The following is a 13,225-nucleotide window of genomic DNA, read 5'->3' on the forward strand; positions in this document are numbered from 1 at the left end:
CGCTCCGCTTGCCCGTCACGACACCTGTTGACGGCCGTTGTTCGGCCGCACGATGTCGATGAACGCGGCGAAATCGGCGCCGGCGAGCCCCTGTGCCGCGCCGAGCCTCAGCACCTGCTGCACGGTGGCCGACACGGGCATCACCGCGCCCGTGTCGCGCGCGGCGTCGGCGATGGCATCGACATCCTTCTGGAACGTCGCGAGCGCGCCGATCGACGGATGCCCGCCCGACGTCATGCGCGGCACGAACGTCTGCAGCAGCACCGAATCGGCCCAGCCGCCGGCCAGCGCCTCGGCCAGACGCGCGGCGTCGATGCCGCTCGCCTGCGCGAGGCCGACCGCCTCGGCGATCGCGGTGACCGTCGCGGTCACGATCGCCTGATTGCACAGCTTCGCCGTCTGGCCCGCGCCCGCGTCGCCCATGTGCGTGATGCGCGACGCGTACGTATCGATCAGCGGGCGCACCGCGTCGAGATCGGCCGCGCGGCCGCCGGCCATCACCGCGAGCGTGCCGGCCTGCGCGCCCGGCACGCCGCCGGACACCGGCGCATCGACCCAGCCGACCCCGAGCGCGGCCGCGCGCGCCGCGTAGTCGCGCGTGGCGGCAGGCGGAATGCTCGAATGATCGACGATGCGCTGCAGGCGACGCGCATTCGCGCCACCGGAAAGCAGCCCGTGCTCGCCGAACACGACGTCGCCGACCGCACGACCGTCGAGCACGCACACGAATACCGTATCGACGCGCTCGGCCAGCTCGCGCGGCGTGCCGACTACCTGCGCGCCGTCCTTCACGAGCGCCTCGGCCTTCTCGCGCGAGCGATTCCACACGCTGACGCGATGCCCGGCCGCCAGCAAATGCCGAATCATCGGCGCGCCCATCAATCCCGGTCCGCAAAATCCGACTTCCACGATGTTCCTCGTCTCCGATATGGGTTGCACTTGCCGCCCATCATACCTATCACTCAAGAAGCCGGGCACGCACGGCGCCGTTGCGGGCGCGCGCCTTGCACCGGCCCATCATGCGAACGTCCCAGGGAGGCATCATGAGCGACCACGTGTACAAGATGATCGAACTGACCGGCTCGTCGCGGCAATCGAGCGACGACGCGATTCGCAACGCGATCTCGAAAGCCGGCAAGACGCTGCACAACCTGCACTGGTTCCAGGTGACCGAAACGCGCGGTCACATCGAAGGCGACCAGGTCGTGCACTGGCAGGTCACGCTGAAGGTCGGCATGCGCATCGACGACTGACGCGCGCACCGCCGCACCCGCCGCGCCGCGATCCGGATCCGCGCAAGGCGGAGCCGTGCGGCGCCGCGCGCCCCGCATTGCATCCCGTTCGGGCCCCTTGTCGCGGCCCGGCCGCCGCGTGCCTGCGGGTATCCATCTCTTGACGCTGATTTTCGTTCATATTAAAAACGATATACCCCACCCGCCCCTCGATCAGCCCAGCCATATAAACCGGAGATAACATGAGTCAGCAACGCGAGGCGATCGACACGTACCTCTTGCGCGTCTTGCACACCTTGTTGATGGAGCGCAGCGTCACGCGCGCGGCCGTCAAACTGAACCAGTCGCAACCGGCGATCAGCGCCGCGCTGCGGCGCCTGCGCGACATCACCGGCGACCCGCTGCTGGTGCGCGGCAAATCCGGCATGGTGCCGACCGAATACGGGCTGCGCCTGCTCGAGCCCGTGCAGAACGCGCTGCGTGAAATCGAGCGCATCAAGTTCCAGCAGCACAACTTCGATCCGGCCACGTCGATCCGCTGTTACCGGATCGGCTGCCCCGACTACCTGAACGTGCTGTTCGTCCCGACCGTCGTCGAACGCTTCCGCCAGGCCGCGCCGAATGCGACGCTCGAGTTCCATTCGCTCGGCCCCGCGTTCGACTACGAGCTCGCGCTGGAAGACGGCAAGCTCGACATCGTCGTCGGCAACTGGCCCGAGCCGCCCGAGCAACTGCACCTGTCGAACCTGTTCGTCGACGAAATCGTCTGCCTGATGAGCAATACGCACCCGTTCGCGAAGCGCGGCGGGCTCACGCTCGACCAGTACCTGAACGCACCGCACCTCGCGCCGACGCCGTACTCGGTCGGCCAGCGCGGCGCGATCGACGTGCATCTCGCGCGCGAGAGGCTCAAGCGCCACGTGGTCGTCACGCTGCCGTACTTCAACCTCGCGCCGTACGTGCTCGTGAAGTCGGACCTGATCTTCACGACCACGCGGCTGTTCGCCGATCACTACGCGAAGTTCCTGCCGCTGTCCGTCGTGCCGGCGCCGCTCGACTTCCCGCCGATGCAGTACTACCAGCTGTGGCACGAACGCTGCCATTACTCCGACGAAGTGCGCTGGCTGCGCAGCCTCGTCGCCGAAGCCACCCGCACGCTGATCGAGCCGTAACGGCCTGCACGCGCCCGCGCTTTCACGGCGCGGGGCGACGATGGCCGGGGGCGGCGCGCCCGGCCTGGCCGCCGCCGCGCGGCTTCAGCGCTGCTTCAGCGCGATGCCTCGACGAGTGCGTGCGCGAGCGCATTGTGACGCTCGATCACGGGCGGCAGATCGAGCGTCGCCAGCCGCCCTTCCCGCACCACCACCTTCCCGTTCACCACCGTGTATGCCGTCTGCGACGGCGCGCAGAACACGAGCGCCGCGACCGGATCGTGCAACGCGCCCGCGAACAGCGGCTGCCGCAGGTCGAACGCGGCGAAATCCGCGGCCATGCCGGGTTTCAGCGCGCCGATGTCGTCGCGGTTCAGCACCTTCGCGCCGCCGAGCGTTGCGATCTCGAGCGCTTCGCGCGCGGTCATCGCGTCGGGCCCGAAGCCGACCCGCTGCAGCAGCAGCGCCTGGCGCACTTCCGCCACCATCTGCGCGCCGTCGTTCGACGCGGAACCGTCGACGCCAAGCCCGACCGGCACGCCCGCGAGCCGCATCTTCTTCACCGGCGCGATGCCGGACGCGAGCCGCATGTTCGAACACGGACAGTGCGCGACGCCCGTGCCGGTACGCGCGAACAGGCCGATGCCCGCATCGTCGAGCTGCACGCAGTGCGCATGCCACACGTCGTGGCCGACCCAGCCGAGATCTTCCGCATATTCGGCAGGCGTCATCCCGAACTTCTCGCGGCTGTACGCGATGTCGTTGACGTTCTCCGCGAGGTGCGTGTGCAGCGACACGCCGTATTCGCGCGCCAGCACGGCCGCGTCGCGCATCAGCTCGCGGCTCACCGAGAACGGCGAGCACGGCGCGACCACCACGCGCAGCATCGCGTAGCGGCCTTCGTCGTGATAGGTCTCGATCAGGCGCTGCGCGTCGCGCAGGATGTCAGGTTCGCGCTCGACGACCGAATCGGGCGGCAGCCCGCCGTCGCGCTGGCCGACGCTCATCGCGCCGCGGCTCGCGTGAAAGCGCATGCCGATCCGCTGCGCGGCGCCGATGCTGTCGTCGAGCCGGCTGCCGTTCGGGTAGATGTACAGATGGTCGCTCGACGTCGTGCAGCCCGACTGCAGCAGCTCGGCCATCGCGGTGAGCGTCGACACCTCGATCATCTCGGGCGTCAGGTGCGCCCAGATCCGGTACAGGTTCGTGAGCCAGCCGAACAGCTCGGCGTTCTGCGCGGCCGGCACCGCGCGCGTGAGGCTCTGGTACATGTGGTGGTGCGTGTTCACGAGCCCCGGGATCACGAGGTGGCCGCGCAGGTCGAGCACTTCGTCGGCCGTGTCCGGCAGCTCGGCGCTCGGGCCGACCGCGACGATCCGGTTGTCTTCGATGTAGAGCCCTGCGTCGCGCAGCTCGCGACGCGTGTCGTCCATGGTCACGAGCACGTCGGCGTGCTTGACCAGCAGGGTCGTCGGGCGGGATGAGGAGGGGTTCGGCGCGCGTGCGCCAGCGTGCTGCTCGAGATTCATGCGTTCTCCGCGTCGGTCTGCCTCCAGGGGCTGTCCTGGAGGCGGTCACACAGCCGTTCGAACGCTGAATCGCGGCACGCCCCGGTGCCTGCGTCCGTTCGAACGCCCTGGCCCGGTTACCCGGCGTGCTCGCCGTCTTCGGGGTACGCGCGGGCCACGGGCCGACGCGCACGGCGGGAGGATCGCCCAAGCGCGCGCCGCGCACAATGCGCGATCCGGAATACCGCCCTTCAGGGATTCGGTATGGTACGCCGCCCGCCGCCCTGCCGGGCGCCCGCAACCGCCGCTCGAAGCCCTATCCGGCGGGCCGTCGACAGCCGCTCATGCGCGGCGCATTATCTTTGATATCGCGCCCGTATTTGCGTGGGGAACCTTTTTACAATGCCTGCACGGCGCTCGCTTCACTCTCGCCGACGGGTATGTAGCCACGTGACGTGGAGCCTCGATCCGCCGCACAGTCATGGATCGAGCCGCCGCCGAACCTCGCATTCACACAAGGAACAACGAATGGGAAAGCTCACTACCCACGTACTCGATACGGCGCACGGCCGTCCCGGCGCCGCCATCAAGGTGGACCTCTACGCGCTGGACGGCGAATCGCGCCGCGCGATCAAGACCGTGCTGACCAATAGCGACGGCCGCTGCGACGAACCCCTGCTCGAAGGCGCGGCGCTCGCCGCCGGCGAATACGAACTCGTATTCCATGCCGGCGACTACTTCGCGGCGCTCGGCGTGAAGGTGCCCGAACCCCGCTTCGTCGACCGCGTCGTGCTCCGCTTCGGCATCGCCGACACCGCATCGCACTACCACGTGCCGCTGCTCGTGTCGCCGTGGTCGTACAGCACCTATCGCGGCAGCTGACATACGCATCAGCGCCCGCATCAAGACAAAATCTGAGTCTGGAGGAGTTTCATGGAAGGCTTCATCACCGACTGGCTGAACCTCGCGCTGCGATGGCTGCACGTCATCGTCGCGATTGCGTGGATCGGCGAGTCGTTCTATTTCGTCGCGCTCGACAACAGCCTGAAACCGCCGACCGACCCGAACCAGCGCAAGCGCGGCGTGTTCGGCGAGCTGTGGCACGTCCACGGCGGCGGCTTCTACAACATGCAGAAGTACACGGTCGCCCCGCCGGAAATGCCGGATGACCTGCACTGGTCGAAGTGGCCGTCGTACACGACGTGGCTGTCGGGCTTCACGCTGTTCTTCGTGCTGTACCTGCTCGCCCCGAACACGTACCTGATCGACAAGAACGTGCTCGACATGGGCCCGGTCGTCGCCGTCGCGTCCGCGCTCGGCTTCCTCGCCGCCGGCTGGATCGTCTACGACTCGCTGTGCCGCATCCTCGGCACCAACGACCGCGTGCTGGGCATCTGCGTCGGCCTGTACGTCGTCGTCGCGGCGTACCTCGCGTGCCACATCTTCTCGGGCCGTGCCGCCTACCTGATCGTCGGCGCGATGCTCGCGACGATCATGTCGGCGAACGTGTTCTTCGTGATCATCCCCGGCCAGCGCAAGATGGTCGACAAGATGCTCAAGGGCGAAGAGCCGAACCCGATCTACGGCAAGCGCGGCAAGCAGCGTTCGGTGCACAACACGTACTTCACGCTGCCGGTCGTGTTCGCGATGCTGTCGAACCACTATGCGATGACGTACACGAACAAGTTCAACTGGGTCGTGCTCGTGCTGATCATGCTGGCCGGCGCCCTGATTCGCCAGTTCTTCGTGATGCGTCACCGCGGCAAGCAGCTGTGGTACCTGCCGATCGGCGGCGTCGCGCTGCTGTCGGGCGCGCTGGTGTGGACGATGCCGAAGCCGGTCGCACCGGAAGCGCAAGCGGCCAACGCACCGAAGATCGTGATCAACGACATCATGCCGATCCTGCAGCAGCGCTGCGTCGAGTGCCACTCGGCCAAGCCGACGCTGATGGGCAGCGCGCCCGCGGGCGTGATGTTCGATACGCCGGACGAAGTGTCGAAGAACGCGCAGCGCATCTACGACCAGGCCGTGCGCCTGAAGGCGATGCCGATCGGCAACGTCACGCACATGACCGACGACGAGCGGACCAAGCTCGCCGCCTGGTTCGAGGGCGGCGCGGTCAAGTAAGCCGCCCGGCGCCGGCACGGTCATGCGCCGGCGCCATCCTCTCCGTTCGCGGGCCCGGTCACGGGCCCGTTTTTTTTGCCCGCTCAGAATGCCCTGCGCGCGTCAGCCGCGCATCGCGTCGCGCTGCAGTGCGACGAGTGCATCGCGGGCGCGCGGGCCGTCGTCGAACGGCACGAAGATGTGATCGTGGTACGCGGCGGCCATCACGTTGCAACTGATGCCGGCCGCACCGAGCGCGCGTGCGAATGCGGCCGTGAGGCCGACGGCCGCGAGGTCGGAATGCACGGTGAGCGTGATCCAGGCGGCGCGGAACAGCACCGGCCAGCCGCGCCGGGCGGCCGTCTGCTCGTCGACCACGACCGTCAGCCCTTCCGCTTCGCGGAACGTCGCGATCACGTCGGATACCGATACGTCGGCGTCGTGCGGCAGCGCGATGAACGCGAGCGCGCCCGGATGCAGTTCGGGCCGCATCGTGCGCAGCAGGACCGCGAGGTCGTTTTCAGGCTGGCTCATCGGAAGATCGCGCCCGGAAGCGGGCGTCGTGCAGTGGCGCTGCGGGCACGATAGCACGCGCTACACGCGCACCGTCGCGACTTCGTCCGCGAGCCAGCCGCGCAACGCGACGATGCGCGGATCATCCTGCAGGTGCGCCGGATATACGACGTGATACGCGAGCGCCGGCGCCACGTCGACGCTCACGTCGAACAGCCGCACGAGGCGCCCGTCCGCGAGATCGCGCACGATCATGTGCGGCTCGGCCAGCCCGACCGCCGCGCCGTCCGCCACGGCCTGCACGACGTGGCTGGAATCCGGAAACGCGACGCACCGGCTGTCGTCGAAACCTGCGACCCCGGCTGCCGTCATCCATGCCGACCAGCGCGGCCAGCGCACGCCGTCGACTTCGCAGTCGGCGTGGCACAGCGTGTAGCGCAGCAGGTCGCGCGGCACGCGCGGCGGCTGCCCGGCCGACAGCAGCGCCGGGCTGCAGACCGCGACGACCGACGTGCCGAACAGGCGCTGCGCACCTGCATCGCGGTAACGCCCGGTGCCGAAGCGGATCGCGACGTCCACATCGTCGTCGGCGAAATCGCGCAGGCGATCGGTGATGTCGAACGTGAGTTCGAGCGCGGGATGGGCGGCCCTGAAACGCGGCAGGCGCGGCAGCAGCCAGTGCGTCGCGAAGCGTGCGCCGACCGACACGCGCAGTTCGGTCTGCTCGCGCGCGAGGCGGCGCGCCCGTGCGGTCGCACGTTGCAGGCCCGCCAGCGCGTCGGCGGCCGCGCCGGCCAGCACGACGCCGGCGGGCGTCAGCCGGATGCTGCGGCTCGTACGGACGAACAGGTCCATGCCGAGTTGCGCTTCGATTTCCTTGATCTGGTGACTGACGGCGGCCGGCGTCAACCCGACCTCGTCGGCCGCCCGCGAGAAATTCAGGTGCCGCGCCGCTGCATCGAACGTCCTCAGCGCGCGCGTACCGGGCCACATGCGTTCCATCGATCTTCAAAAGGAATTTGATGACCGTCCGAAAACTACTCGTTTTTCATGACGCCATCAATGAGCAAACAATAGCCGTTCTTGAAGATGCCGCGCGCCGCCCCGTGCCCGCGGCCGAACCCGGAGATTTGCCGATGACCGCCGTATCGTTCCCGTCCGTCACTCAACTCAACGGCACGACCGCCGCGCCGGATGCACTCGCCGCGCTGGCCTTCGCGGGCCACGCGCATTTCACCGCGATGCAGGTCCGCGACGGGCGCGTGCGCGGCCTCGACCTGCATCTCGCCCGGCTGCGCGAAGCATCGAATGCACTGTTCGGGCAGGCGCTGCCCGACGCACGAATGCGCACGTTCCTGCACGCCGCGCTCGAGCACGCGCCATCGGCGCTGTCGCTGACCGCGACCGTTCATGCGACGAGCGGCGAATTCGTCGCGCCGCGCGCCGATGAAACGCTCGACGTGCTGGTGCGCACCGCGGCGCCGTCGTCGGGGCCCGCAGGCCCACTCGATCTCGCGCTGTTCGACTACGAGCGCGTGCTGCCGGCGATCAAGCACGTCGGCGAAGTCGCGAAAACGCACTTTCTGCGCCGCGCGGTCTCACGGGGTTTCGACGATGCGGCGTTCATCGATCGCCACGGGCGCATCAGCGAAGGCTCGATCTGGAATCTGGCGTTCTGGACCGGCGACGCGGTCGTGTGGCCGGTGGCCGGCATGCTCGGCGGTGTCACGATGGGCATCCTGCGGCGGCAACTGGCACGCCTCGGCGTCGCGCAGCACGACCGTGAAGTCAGGCCGGCCGACCTGCCGTCACTGGCCGGCGCCGTCGTGATGAATTCATGGACGCCGGCCATCGCGGTGCGCCGGCTCGGCACGGCGACGCTGCCCGATTCGTCGTCGTTCGTCGCGCTGCTGCATCGCGCGTATGAACACGAGCCGGCCGTCGCGCCGTGATGCACGCCAAGCTGAAACCCAGGCGCCGAATGCTCATGCGTCGCCCGTCTCCGGCAACCGCGCAATCACCTTGATCTCGAACTGAAACCCATACAGCCACGTCGCGCCGACGGCGGTCAGCGTCGGATGCGGTGCGTCGCCCCAGTATTCGGGCACGATCGCCCAGACCCGCTCGAACGTCGCTTCGGGATCGACGAGGAACACCATCACGTCGACGACGTCGTCGAACGTGCAGCCGGCCGCGCGCAGCACCGCATTCAGGTTGTCGAACGCACGGCGCACCTGCGCGCCCAGTTCCGGCTCGGGCGAGCCGTCCTCGCGGCTGCCCACCTGCCCGGATACGAACAGGAAGCCGTTCGCGCGCAGCGCCGGCGAATAACGGTTGCGGTCGTACAGCGCCTGGCGACCCGGCGGAAAAACTGCGCTACGCTTTGCCATTCGACACCTCCATCGGTCTTGGGCGGCATGCCCGTGCATCAACGATGAAGGCACTTTAAGGACCGTTGCGCGGCGGATAAACCGGCAACCCTGTCCAACACTGTTTGCACATCCCAAACAATCCTGCGACCGACGCGGAGCCCCGACCCGATGGATCGATTCGACGCAATGCAGGCGTTCGCCCGCGTGGTGGAAGCCGGCAGCTTCACGAAGGCAGCCGACACGCTGCACATGAGCCGCACCACCGTCACGCAACTGGTGCAGCAGCTCGAAGCGCGGCTGCGCGTGAAGCTGTTCAACCGCACGACCCGCAAGGTCGTCGTCACGGCCGACGGCGCCGCGTACTACGAACGTGTCGTGCGGCTGCTGGCCGACATGGACGATGCCGAAACGAGCCTGTCCGCGGCGTCGGCGTCGCCGCGCGGGCGGCTGCGGGTGGACGTGCCGAGCCCGTTCGCGCGCCTGATCCTGATCCCCGCGCTACCCGCGTTTCATGCGCGCCATCCGGACATCCAGCTCGACATGGGCGTGAGCGACCGCGTGGTCGACGTGATCGGCGAGAACGTCGATTGCGTCGTGCGCGGCGGCGAGCCGACCGACCGCTCGCTGGTCGCGCGCCACATCGGCGACCTGCGGCTCGGCGTGTACGCATCGCCCGCCTATCTCGCGCGCGCCGGTACGCCGTCGCATCCGGCCGAACTGGACGACGCGCATCATCGCGTCGTCGGCTTTCTGTGGGCGCGCACCGGCAAGACGCTGCCGTTCGCGATGGCATGCGACGGCGAGCAGGTCCACGTGCGTGGGCGCTACGTGCTCGCGGTCGACGACGGCAATGCGTACCTCGCAGCCGGCCTCGCAGGGCTCGGCATCCTGTGGCTGCCCGACTACATGGCCGCCGCGTATCGCGCGAACGGCGAACTGGTGCCGCTGTTCGCGCAATGGCAACTCGAACCGATGCCGATGTACGTCGCCTTCCCGCCGAACCGGCACGTCAGCGCGAAGCTGCGCGTGTTCGTCGACTGGGTGGCCGAGCTGATGACGCAGCATGCGCCGGTCGCCACCCGGCGGCGCGGCGGCCAGGGTTCGCGCGCGATGCGCCAATCCTCGTCCATCTGATTCGCGCGCAGGCGAGCGTCCATGAAAAAACCCGCGCAGGCCGCGCGGGTTTCGACGGGAGGACGATCGGATCGGCCTGACTCAGGCCGTCACCGCATCCAGTGCATCCTCGGTGAGCCACAGCGATTCCTGCAGATCCTGCTCGTTCAGGTTCAAGCCGTCGCCGCCGCGATCGACGACGATGAAGTCGCTGACGCCGCCGAGCGCGATCAGCGGGTGATGCCACACGCCCTTCGCGTAGTTGACGCCCTGCCAGCCGCTCGTCACGAACGCACGGATCTTCGCCGGGTCGAGATCGCCCGCGGGCGCGACGACGACGAGATACGGCTGGTCGTTCAGCGGCACGAACGCCTGGCTGCCGAGCGGGTGCCGCTCCAGCATCTTCACTTCGAACGGCAGCGTGCGCGGCTGGCCGCGGAACAGGTTGACGAGCGTGCGGCCGCCTTCATCGGTCACGTCGACTTTCGCGAGATCGTGAAAGCGGATCGTCGTGCCGAGGTTGATCGGGATCTGCTTCGCCCCTTCCGTTTCGATCACGTCGCCGAACGGCGCGAAGGCTTCCTTGGTCAGCGGTTCGATGGCAAGCGTCTTCATTTGTCGAGCGTCCCCCACAGACGCAGGCGCGACACGCCGCCGTCCGGAATGATGTTCAGTCGCACGTGCGTGACGGGGCCGAGCGACGCGATGTCCTGTTCGAAGTAGTGCTGCTTGTCCATCTGCAGCTTCTGTTCGCCGAGCAGCACCGGCCAGAACATCGACTGCGTGATCAGCGAGCTGTCCGTGCCGCCCGACACGTACGCGGCCTGGATCGAGCAGCGATCCGGATAGTTGCCCTTGAAGAACGCGGTATCGACTTCGATCTTGCGGATCACGCCCGGCTGCGCGAGCGCGATGATCGCCCAGTCGTTGCCCGGCTCGCGGCGGCGGCGGGTTTCCCAGCCGTCGCCCATGTTCACGCCGCGGCCCGGCAGCAGCAGGTTCGACGCGACGCCGAAGTGCTGGTTGTTCGCGGCCACCACGTAACCGCCGTTTTCCATCGCCGCGAGGTCGAACTGCTCGGTCGCGCTCGCGCCGGCCCAGTCGAGCTGCGGCTGGCCGTACACGCGCAGGCGCGCGATGCCGCCGTCCGGGTAGATGTTTACGCGCAGATGCGTGAACGCCCGTGCGTCGTGCGCTTCGACGTAGTGATGGCTGTTGCCCTGCAGCGTCGTCGACGGCACGATCTCGACCCACTCGGTCGCATGCGTCGGCGCGCCGTCGGCCACGAACGCGGCCTCGATCGACGCGGCCGGCGGGAAGTTGCCGGTGAAATGGCTCGTGTCGATGTCGAAGCCCTTGATCACGCCCGGGCGCGCGAGCTTGACGATGCACCAGTCGTAGCCGGTCGTACGCTTGCGGCGCGTTTCCCAGCCGTCCATCCACTTGCCGTGGTCGTCGTACTTGCCGGGAATGAAGACGGCCGGCTCGGGGTTCAGCATCCGGTCCTTCGGCGCGAAGAAGTCGTCGCTGGCCTCGAGCGCCTGCGCACCGAGACGCGGGTCGGCAAGATTCACGTAGCGCCGCGTGAAATCGGGTGCGTTCGGATCGAGAAGCGGAACAGCCATGATGTTTCCTTGTTTCAGTGAGGCGATCAGGCCGCTGCGACGCAGCAGGCCGTATTGCGGTGTCAGGCGTCGATCAGGTCGTCGAGGCGGAAGCGCGCGATCCGGTAGATCTGGTCGAGGCTCGTGCGCAGTTCCTCGGTGCGCGAATGATTCACGCGCGACTCGAAATTCGCGATGATGCCGTGGCGATCATAACCGCGCACTGCGAGGATGAACGGGAAGCCGAACTTCTCGCGATACGTGCGGTTCAGCGTCAGCAGCTTGTCGAATTCTTCCTGCGTGCACTGGTCGAGGCCTGCGCCGCTCTGTTCGCGGGTCGACTCGGCCGTCAGCTCGCCGCGCACGGCGGCCTTGCCGGCCAGCTCCGGGTGAGCGTTGATCAGCGCGAGCTGGCGCACTTCGCCGCCGTTTTCCACCGCGCCCGACATCGTCTTGTGCAGCGCGTCGATGCTCGCGAACGGCCGCTCGCCCGCGGCGACTTCGGCCACCCACGGCGAATGTTCGAAAATCCCCGACAGCGCCGCGACAAATGCGCTCGGCGCCATCGTGTTCAGTTGCTCCAACGTGTAGCGCATCGCCTTCATGCTTTCCCTTCGTTTCGATGATTGGGCTGATACGGATGATGTTCACGCCAGTGACGCGCGATATCGACACGGCGCGTCACCCATACGCGATCGTGCTTCTCGATGTGATCGAGGAAACGCTGCAGCCCGCGGAACCGGCCCGGCCGGCCGAGCAGTCGGCAGTGCATGCCGATCGACAGCATCTTCGGCGCCTCGTCGCCTTCCGCGTACAGCACGTCGAATGCGTCGCGCAGGTAGTCGAAGAAGTGGTCGCCGGTGTTGAAGCCCTGCGGCGTCGCGAAACGCATGTCGTTCGTGTCGAGCGTGTACGGCACGATCAGCTGCGGCGACGTGCGGCCGCCCGACACTTCGACGTCCATCCAGAACGGCAGGTCGTCGCCGTAGTTGTCGGAGTCGTACAGGAAGCCGCCGTATTCGGCGACCAGGCGGTGCGTATTGGGGCTGTCGCGGCCGGTATACCAGCCGAGCGGGCGCTCGCCCGTCACGCGCTCGATCGCCTCCATGCCGAGGCGCATGTGCTCGGCTTCGAGCTCCGGCGCCATGCTCTGGTAGTGGATCCAGCGCCAGCCGTGGCATGCGATCTCATGGCCGAGCTCGACGAAGGCGCGCGCGAGTTCCGGATGCCGCTCGATCGCCATGCCGACGCCGAATACCGTCAGCGGCAACCCGCGCTTCTCGAATTCGCGCAGGATGCGCCACACGCCGGCCCGCGACCCGTATTCGTAGATCGACTCCATGCTCATGTGGCGGTCCGGATACGCGGCCGCGCCGACGATTTCGGACAGGAACTGCTCGGAGCCCGGATCGCCGTGCAGCACGCAGTTCTCGCCGCCCTCCTCGTAGTTCAGCACGAATTGCACGGCGACGCGGGCGCGCCCCGGCCAGTTCGCCTGAACGGGATGGCGGCCGTAGCCGATCAGGTCGCGAGGATAGTTGGGATCGAGTGACATGGTTCGAAGTGCAACGAAAACGGGCTGAATGAGCGGGCTGAAATAATGGGTTCGCATCGACCGCGCGGTGC

15 protein-coding genes are annotated in these 13,225 nt (G+C 67.8%); 6 read left to right on the plus strand and 9 right to left on the minus strand.

Annotation, left to right across the window (positions count from 1 at the left end):
• Positions 1 to 15: 15 nt before the first annotated feature.
• Positions 16 to 909, minus strand: a complete 894-nt coding sequence (locus tag DTA15_RS01750) for an NAD(P)-dependent oxidoreductase (RefSeq protein WP_006493213.1) — start codon at positions 907 to 909, stop codon at positions 16 to 18.
• Between the two features lie 134 nt (positions 910 to 1,043).
• On the opposite strand from DTA15_RS01750, the gene DTA15_RS01755 reads away from it, so the two are divergent.
• Positions 1,044 to 1,253 carry a dodecin gene (locus DTA15_RS01755; RefSeq protein WP_006493215.1) on the plus strand — a complete coding sequence of 70 codons (210 nt, stop codon included), beginning with the start codon at positions 1,044 to 1,046 and terminating at the stop codon, positions 1,251 to 1,253.
• Positions 1,254 to 1,474: 221 nt separating this feature from the next.
• Positions 1,475 to 2,404, plus strand: coding sequence for a LysR substrate-binding domain-containing protein (locus DTA15_RS01760; protein WP_006490213.1), 930 nt, complete (start codon positions 1,475 to 1,477; stop codon positions 2,402 to 2,404).
• A 95-nt stretch (positions 2,405 to 2,499) separates the two neighbouring features.
• Here the strand turns inward: DTA15_RS01760 and DTA15_RS01765 are convergent, their stop codons facing one another.
• On the minus strand, positions 2,500 to 3,912 hold the full coding sequence (locus DTA15_RS01765) for an 8-oxoguanine deaminase (protein WP_006490193.1): 1,413 nt from the start codon (positions 3,910 to 3,912) through the stop codon (positions 2,500 to 2,502).
• Between the two features lie 507 nt (positions 3,913 to 4,419).
• Here DTA15_RS01765 and uraH point away from each other — a divergent pair.
• Positions 4,420 to 4,773, plus strand: coding sequence for a hydroxyisourate hydrolase (uraH, locus tag DTA15_RS01775; RefSeq protein WP_006490200.1), 354 nt, complete (start codon positions 4,420 to 4,422; stop codon positions 4,771 to 4,773).
• 51 nt (positions 4,774 to 4,824) lie between these two features.
• The gene (locus DTA15_RS01780) at positions 4,825 to 6,018 is read left to right on the plus strand and encodes a urate hydroxylase PuuD (RefSeq protein ID WP_006490217.1); all 1,194 of its coding nucleotides are present in this window, start codon (positions 4,825 to 4,827) and stop codon (positions 6,016 to 6,018) included.
• A gap of 102 nt (positions 6,019 to 6,120) precedes the next feature.
• Here DTA15_RS01780 and DTA15_RS01785 read toward each other — a convergent pair whose 3' ends face one another.
• Both DTA15_RS01785 and DTA15_RS01790 read right to left on the minus strand, forming a co-directional pair.
• Positions 6,121 to 6,531: an ACT domain-containing protein gene (locus DTA15_RS01785; protein ID WP_006490233.1), complete on the minus strand. Its 411-nt coding sequence runs from the start codon at positions 6,529 to 6,531 to the stop codon at positions 6,121 to 6,123.
• Positions 6,532 to 6,591: 60 nt separating this feature from the next.
• On the minus strand, positions 6,592 to 7,512 hold the full coding sequence (locus DTA15_RS01790) for a LysR substrate-binding domain-containing protein (protein WP_006490229.1): 921 nt from the start codon (positions 7,510 to 7,512) through the stop codon (positions 6,592 to 6,594).
• A 134-nt stretch (positions 7,513 to 7,646) separates the two neighbouring features.
• On the opposite strand from DTA15_RS01790, the gene DTA15_RS01795 reads away from it, so the two are divergent.
• Positions 7,647 to 8,462: an aminotransferase class IV family protein gene (locus DTA15_RS01795; protein ID WP_012492683.1), complete on the plus strand. Its 816-nt coding sequence runs from the start codon at positions 7,647 to 7,649 to the stop codon at positions 8,460 to 8,462.
• Between the two features lie 33 nt (positions 8,463 to 8,495).
• Here the strand turns inward: DTA15_RS01795 and DTA15_RS01800 are convergent, their stop codons facing one another.
• Complete coding sequence (locus DTA15_RS01800) at positions 8,496 to 8,900, minus strand: RidA family protein (RefSeq protein WP_006490208.1); 405 nt, start codon at positions 8,898 to 8,900, stop codon at positions 8,496 to 8,498.
• A gap of 150 nt (positions 8,901 to 9,050) precedes the next feature.
• On the opposite strand from DTA15_RS01800, the gene DTA15_RS01805 reads away from it, so the two are divergent.
• Positions 9,051 to 10,016 (plus strand): LysR family transcriptional regulator, encoded by a 966-nt coding sequence (locus DTA15_RS01805; protein WP_006490214.1) that lies wholly within the window; start codon positions 9,051 to 9,053, stop codon positions 10,014 to 10,016.
• Positions 10,017 to 10,097: 81 nt separating this feature from the next.
• Here the strand turns inward: DTA15_RS01805 and DTA15_RS01810 are convergent, their stop codons facing one another.
• From DTA15_RS01810 to puuE, 4 genes are all read right to left on the minus strand, one after another.
• Entirely contained in the window at positions 10,098 to 10,610 is a 513-nt protein-coding gene (locus DTA15_RS01810; RefSeq protein WP_006490209.1) for an ureidoglycolate lyase, read from the minus strand.
• Positions 10,607 to 11,620, minus strand: coding sequence for an allantoicase (gene alc / locus DTA15_RS01815; protein WP_006490198.1), 1,014 nt, complete (start codon positions 11,618 to 11,620; stop codon positions 10,607 to 10,609). Before alc ends, DTA15_RS01810 begins: the two co-directional genes overlap by 4 nt.
• 62 nt (positions 11,621 to 11,682) lie before the next feature.
• On the minus strand, positions 11,683 to 12,204 hold the full coding sequence (gene uraD, locus DTA15_RS01820) for a 2-oxo-4-hydroxy-4-carboxy-5-ureidoimidazoline decarboxylase (protein ID WP_006490235.1): 522 nt from the start codon (positions 12,202 to 12,204) through the stop codon (positions 11,683 to 11,685).
• On the minus strand, positions 12,201 to 13,154 hold the full coding sequence (gene puuE, locus DTA15_RS01825; RefSeq protein WP_006490231.1) for an allantoinase PuuE: 954 nt from the start codon (positions 13,152 to 13,154) through the stop codon (positions 12,201 to 12,203). Before puuE ends, uraD begins: the two co-directional genes overlap by 4 nt.
• Positions 13,155 to 13,225 lie beyond the last annotated feature (71 nt).

Source organism: Burkholderia cenocepacia, assembly GCF_900446215.1.
GTDB classification, from domain to species: Bacteria; Pseudomonadota; Gammaproteobacteria; order Burkholderiales; family Burkholderiaceae; genus Burkholderia; species Burkholderia cenocepacia.